The following is a 6,186-nucleotide window of genomic DNA, read 5'->3' as shown; positions in this document are numbered from 1 at the left end:
ATTCAACGCTAGGTTATAAATCACCATTAATATTTGAACGTGATTTTTTAAGACAAGCTGCCTAAATAACTGTCCTGTTTCTCTTGACCATTACATATCTGATACATCAACCTTGTGTGCTCCTTCCCTAAACTTGCCATAAAAACGATCTCCATCTAATAACGATAACCATATTTGAAAATCTTCTTCTTTTCCGTTATGTGGCGTTGCTGTCATGAGTAAAAAATGGCGTGTAATCGTGCCTAATAACTCTCCTAATAAAAAGCGTTGGGTTTTGTTGACTTTACTGCCATAGTAGTTTGCCGATAGCTTATGTGCTTCATCAACAATAATTAAATCCCATTCGGTATTTTTAAGCTTTTCCTGCAACACCAAATTACGCGATAATTGGTCTAAACGACAAATTAATAGATTTTGTTCTTCAAAGTAATTTCCAGTCGCACACTGCTCTTGTTTTTCTCGGCTAAATACTTCGAACTGAACACCAAACTTTTCCAACATTTCATCTTGCCATTGATCACTCAATGATCCTGGTGACACAATCAAAATACGTTTTGCGTCAGCCCTCATTAACAATTCTCGAATCAGCAAGCCTGCCATAATTGTTTTACCTGCACCTGGGTCATCTGCAAGAACAAAACGCAATGGCTGGCGAGGCAACATATCTTCATAAACGGCTGAAATCTGATGCGGTAATGGCTCAACATTTGATGTGTGTACAGCCATCATTGGATCAAATAAATAAGCTAGGTTGATGCGATATGCTTCTAGAGCTAATTTAAAATCCGTTGATGAAGCATTAAAAGCCCAATAACGGCCTGCCTCTGCAATATCTAAACGAGCCTCGTCATCACGAAATAATAGCTGCTCACCTAATCGGCCTTGGCTATCTTTGTAATAAACAACACGCTCATTTTCCCCAAGAACATCAACTTGTACAACACGAACAACTTCATCAGACTGTATTCCACGAATCTGTATATTTTTTTTTATTTCTTCGAGCTTTAGCATAATCACTATCCTTATTTTTTATTCGGAAATAATATTATCCATTAAACGGAGCAAGTATAATTTTTAGCAAGTATTCCCTGCCAAAACAAGCCATTCTGAGAATCAAAAACTGATCACTTATACTTAGATGTGTGTCAGCTCATTATCACTATAATCTATTTTTGAGCAATATCAGAATGGCTAAATCAATAGTAAACAACAGTTACTTATATGGTCAGCAAAGCGACATTCGATGTCTCTTTGCTGACCATATGAACTATATCTTTGATTCATGCTGTTCTACAGTAAATCATCATGGGTTTGATATTTGAGTAACGATGATGATGTCAACGTGGATAAAGATAGAGCCTACACGCGACTGCTACCGTTTTTATGCGATTTCATTGGCAAGTGATTTCTTTAACGCTTATGTCGTGTCATGTGAATGGGGGCGTATTGGTGCAAAAAAATTAAGGCGTAAAGTGACTGTTTTTAACTCCTTAGATGAGGCAATGACTCAACTTAAGCACGAAGAGTCATTACGTATCAAACATCAGTATCAACCCGTTTAGCGTTCTCTATGAAGCATCATAGGGCTGTATCTGTATTCTAATGGCTTGTTTATTTTTATTATTTTTAAAGAATCCATCTCCTTTTCCATTCAAATTTAATAGATCGTTGGCCGACACCTGTAAATCAAATTTATTTTTCTTAGCTTCCTCATCACTCATTGGCTTTAAAACTAATTTAGTAGCAATGTTGGCATGTACTTCGTGACTCAAATGGCTTGCTATTTGTGAGGCAAGGATAATACCAATTCCATATTTTCTAGCCTCTGTCACTAATACGTTCAAAATATCGTGATGATTGTTAGGATTACCTCTACCCGTTGTTAAAATTTTTATCTCATCAATTACAATAAAAAGTCTATATCTCTCGTTATCATTCGAGGTTGTAACAGGGATTACGCCTTGACATCTTAATATTTTAAAAATGGCCGTTAATAATGTTTCCGCAACAATAAATTGATAACTTGAATGTATTTTACTTAGATCAAGCCGATGGCCAAATTTTACAACTTTATGAACATCTAAATACTCTTCTCTAGAAAAAATAGGATGGCCGAATAAAGCACGAATAGAAAAAATACAACTGCTAATAGTTGATTTATGCTTACTCATCGTATCTAAATCAAGCCACTCGTTTAAAATAGATAATACTGATTTCATGGTTGGTGGCGTATTAGACCAAGTCCTATAATCATTATCTAAAATATTTTGGCGTTTATAAGCCTCTGCGATAGCATCTTCTAAGAATACACTTTGCTTTGGACTCAAGGTGTCAATAGCGCGCATAAACATTGATAGTAAGTGCCTGCGCTGCTCTGTTAAACCAAAATTTTCTGCATCAGATGAAATTATTTGTAATGGATTTATACCACAAAAACTCTTTATCCCATCTGAAATGATAGTAGATTCTATATTATCTAAAATAATATCACCATGAAAATCCAAAACCACAATTGGAATACCTTGATCATATATCTGTTGACTTACTGATTTTAATGTTTCAGTTTTACCAGAACCTGATGAACCCAATATCAAGAAAAATCCATTAACTTCTTCATTAGGTATCCAAGAGATATTTTGAGGCATGCCATTATCTACTGACTCTGATGATGTACCTAAATTTATAATTAGCTTATTTAAAGTTTTAAGCTTTAACCTTTTATTTGCTGCGATAGCATAATTTGAGGCATATTTACCTTTAGTTCTAGGCCTACCTAATTTTGATTTTTTATTATTTTTCCCTGCATGTCCCATAGATCTTACTTTTCCATCATAAGATATATATTGGTCTTTCTTAACCAAATACTTAAGTACTTTATTTGTCAAATTATCAAGCAGTTCTTTGTCATAGTAGTTAATCATACCTACGCCAACATTTTTATATTTATTATTTTTATCCTTATTACAATTAAAATAATATCCATCATTATTTGTAATTAACTGCCAATACTTACCTATTAAAGAGGCTAAATATACATCATTTTGAACTTTAGACCCATCAAAGAAAAATATACAATGATAATGACAGCCCTTTAAAAATCCATATTCTAATTTCCAAATATATCCTTTCATGTGTTGAAATTGACTATTCTTTCTGATGTTATTAAGAAATTTAGCCATATAAGCTCTTATCTTATTTACTTGTTCCTCATAAAAATTAGAGCTATTTAAGTTTAAACAGTCTGCAAATATTTCATCTTGGCTAATGCCAAAATCAACTCTCAATACAAGTAGTCTAGAATGCTTTTTAAAAAGTGAATTTATATACTCTTTATAATTTTTATAATTTCGCTCGTTAATATATACACTTTTTTTCAAATCATCTCTTAACTCACTGTCACTAGCAATCTTATACAGATTATCAACAAATTCATTAAGAATTTTTACCTTTTCATACGTCAAAAAAATATTTTTTCCGCTTTTTGAATATGTATAATACTCAAACAAATAATTAATATCATTCTTATTAAACTCCTCAAAAAAAACATCTATAAATCGAGAGTATTTACATATCCCTTTTTGATATACACTTGTGGATATTCTTGATAACAAATAAACCATTTCCTGATTATTAAGAGTAATATTAACATTATTACCATCATCATCCTTAGTCTTATAACATCCATATTTTTTTATTTTTGTTTTCAATGCCTCTGATTCTTCAACCTCACTATCAGTAACAATCAAATATGGCAAACGCTTAGGCTTGTTTAAAAAAATATTCTGTAACTGGTAAACATACTTAAAAATGACCTCTTTTGGATATTCATAACTACCTACCAAACATGTGTTATCCTCACCATCTAGATTTGAAGATTGTATCAAATTAAAATCATAATTAAATTGATTAAAAACATAATCAATCTCTTCTGCTTCTTGAACATATTTATCATTATCAACGTCAAACATATCAACTACCTCTAAGGTTATTAATTACTAATAATATTAATAACCATAAATAAAACAATAAAAATGGACAAAAATTATTGACTCAATAATCATAAAACCCAGTTATTTAGCCAATAATTATCAATTTTCCTCGTATAAAGAGTGCTTTATCACGATAAAAATATAAATCACAAAAGTACAAGTTAGGATTAAATATTGTTGAAAAACTTAGGATTAGACTTTTTTTCAATCCAATCGTAAACTTCATCAGATCGCCATCTAACACCTTTCACACCAATTTTTATTTGTTTTGGAAAATCAGGGTCGTAATAGTTTGACTGAGCATTTAACTTATCATAGATCGTAGATCTTGATATACCTGTCACTTGTTCGACCTCTTTTCTAGACATAAAAGTAACCATTTCCGATAACCTCGAATAAACACAGCAACATCACATTAAACATCCATCTGGATTACCATTGACTCATTTAAAAACTCAGATAAATCCAAGCAATAGACAAGACTTCAGTAGTCCAAATAGAAACCAAAATTAATAAGTTTGCACGGATAGTCGGTCGTTAGTTATGACTAAAAGAATTAGGTCTTTTAAAGACTCAAAGAAGATAAGAATATGACTAATTAAAACAAAGAAAAGTATTCAGATAATTCACAAAAATAGTTTATTTAGATACACCTCTCTATAATGCTCACTAAGATGGAAAAGTAAAAAAGCTATGCTTAAAGCAGAATGATGCACTCTAGGGCAACATTAGGCCACAGTATCATTTTCTACGATTAATACGTTATCATTTAACGTCTGCAAAAGCACAAAGGCTTGGTCTTACTATGTTCAATTTATTAACAACTCGCACAACAACTTCGGTGCGATTCTCACACTTAATCTGCTTTATTAAAATAATAAATATATTAAGCCCCTCAAAAAAACAATCTTTTTTCATCAGTTGAAATCTTTTGTAACACACAAAGAATACTCTTAATCTTCATGCTGACTCAACTTAAAATAAAAACTATAATATTCAAAAAGTTAAACAATTTTAGACTCCAAAAAATCAGCCCAGTACTGCATCATTTTTCGGCGTTCAGGTAAATACTCTGCATGATTATAGGCTGCTCTCACACTATCCCTTTCACTGTGAGCAAGTTGACGCTCAATAACATCTGCTCTAAATCCATGCTCATTCAGAATGGTACTCGCCAATCCCCTAAAGCCATGCCCAGTCATTCGTCCATGATAGCCCATGCGATACAATGCAAAAAGTATAGTATTATTACTCATGTGTTTTGAAGGGACTCTTGAACTGGTAAACAAATATGTTCTTGCTCTTGTATAAAGAGCAAGCTCTTCTAGAAGCGAAACAGTTTGTTTGGCTAACGGAACAATATGTACAGTTCTCATTTTCATACGTTCAGCAGGAATACGCCATTCAGCTTTATCCAAATCAATCTCATCCCATTTGGCACCAATCATTTCGCTGGTACGTACAAAAGTTAAAGCCATAAACTGAATAGCCAACTTAGTGACTATTTCACCATCATAATTTTTAATTTTAGATAACAATTCAGGTATTTCTTTTTCATTGATGCGTGTCATATGTTGAACGGGACGTGTTTTTACTGCACCTCGGCAAGCTGGCGTAGGATCAACATCAGCTCTACCTGTAGCAATTGCAAAGCGAAAAATTGCACCAGTCCATTGATATACTTTACTGGCCGTTACGTAAACACCTCTTTCTTGAGTAATACGAATCATCTCTATTATTTGTAGTGCCTTAATGGTACGTATCGGATATTTTCCTAAGATTGGAAAAGCTTCTTTTTCTAATATTCTTGTTGTCTTAATCAAATGTTTTGAGGTCCATTCCTCTGACATATGGTTTAACCATTCACGAGCAATAGCTTCAAAAGTATCTTCTGTTAAAATGATAGTCTGTCGTTTTTGCTCTTTACGTTGCACAGCTGGATCAATATTATCAGCCAGTAATCGTTTTGCTTCGTCACGTTTTTCTCTTGCCGCTTTCAAACTTACATCAGGATATGTGCCAAGAGACAAACGTTTCTCTTTACCACCGAAGCGATATTTCCAACGCCACCACTTACCACCTTTGGCAGAAAGTTCGAGATACATACCGCCGCCATCTGTTAGACGCTCAGGCTTCCCGTCTTCACGAGTGTATTTGGCTTTTTTGATTTGAATGTCTGTGAGGGGCATGGGGGCAA

General features: G+C 33.3%; 5 protein-coding genes. 1 reads left to right on the top strand and 4 read right to left on the bottom strand.

All coding sequences use genetic code 11. The features are described 5' to 3' along the window. Window positions 1-90 precede the first annotated feature (90 nt). A complete protein-coding gene (locus tag C8N29_RS12205; protein WP_239987148.1) occupies window positions 91-1,011 on the bottom strand; it encodes a DEAD/DEAH box helicase in 921 nt (306 codons plus the stop codon). Window positions 1,012-1,328: 317 nt separating this feature from the next. Between C8N29_RS12205 and C8N29_RS12200 the strand changes: the two genes are divergently transcribed. Beyond that, window positions 1,329-1,562 carry a WGR domain-containing protein gene (locus tag C8N29_RS12200; RefSeq protein WP_107866342.1) on the top strand — a complete coding sequence of 78 codons (234 nt, stop codon included), beginning with the start codon at window positions 1,329-1,331 and terminating at the stop codon, window positions 1,560-1,562. A gap of 6 nt (window positions 1,563-1,568) precedes the next feature. On the opposite strand, the gene C8N29_RS12195 is transcribed toward C8N29_RS12200, so the two are convergent. The 3 genes from C8N29_RS12195 to C8N29_RS12185 all read right to left on the bottom strand — a co-directional run bounded on the left by C8N29_RS12195 (window position 1,569) and on the right by C8N29_RS12185 (window position 6,178). Further along, window positions 1,569-3,968, bottom strand: a complete 2,400-nt coding sequence (locus C8N29_RS12195) for a YagK/YfjJ domain-containing protein (protein ID WP_107866341.1) — start codon at window positions 3,966-3,968, stop codon at window positions 1,569-1,571. A gap of 188 nt (window positions 3,969-4,156) precedes the next feature. Then, window positions 4,157-4,357: a helix-turn-helix transcriptional regulator gene (locus tag C8N29_RS12190; RefSeq protein WP_239987147.1), complete on the bottom strand. Its 201-nt coding sequence runs from the start codon at window positions 4,355-4,357 to the stop codon at window positions 4,157-4,159. 636 nt (window positions 4,358-4,993) lie between these two features. Further along, entirely contained in the window at window positions 4,994-6,178 is a 1,185-nt protein-coding gene (locus C8N29_RS12185; RefSeq protein WP_107866339.1) for a tyrosine-type recombinase/integrase, read from the bottom strand. Window positions 6,179-6,186: the final 8 nt, after the last annotated feature.

The sequence above is a fragment of the Agitococcus lubricus genome, from assembly GCF_003051055.1.
Lineage (GTDB): Bacteria > Pseudomonadota > Gammaproteobacteria > Pseudomonadales > Moraxellaceae > Agitococcus > Agitococcus lubricus.
Note: the sequence above shows the minus strand (reverse complement) of the source record. Positions and strands in the feature narration are given on the sequence as shown.

What these genes read in the sequence shown, in the direction of transcription:
- C8N29_RS12205 (WP_239987148.1), bottom strand. Translation starts at nt 1,011, where the DNA reads ATGCTAAAGCTCGAAGAAATAAAAAAAAATATACAGATTCGTGGAATA.
- C8N29_RS12200 (WP_107866342.1), top strand. Translation starts at nt 1,329, where the DNA reads ATGATGATGTCAACGTGGATAAAGATAGAGCCTACACGCGACTGCTAC.
- C8N29_RS12195 (WP_107866341.1), bottom strand. Translation starts at nt 3,968, where the DNA reads ATGTTTGACGTTGATAATGATAAATATGTTCAAGAAGCAGAAGAGATT.
- C8N29_RS12190 (WP_239987147.1), bottom strand. Translation starts at nt 4,357, where the DNA reads ATGTCTAGAAAAGAGGTCGAACAAGTGACAGGTATATCAAGATCTACG.
- C8N29_RS12185 (WP_107866339.1), bottom strand. Translation starts at nt 6,178, where the DNA reads ATGCCCCTCACAGACATTCAAATCAAAAAAGCCAAATACACTCGTGAA.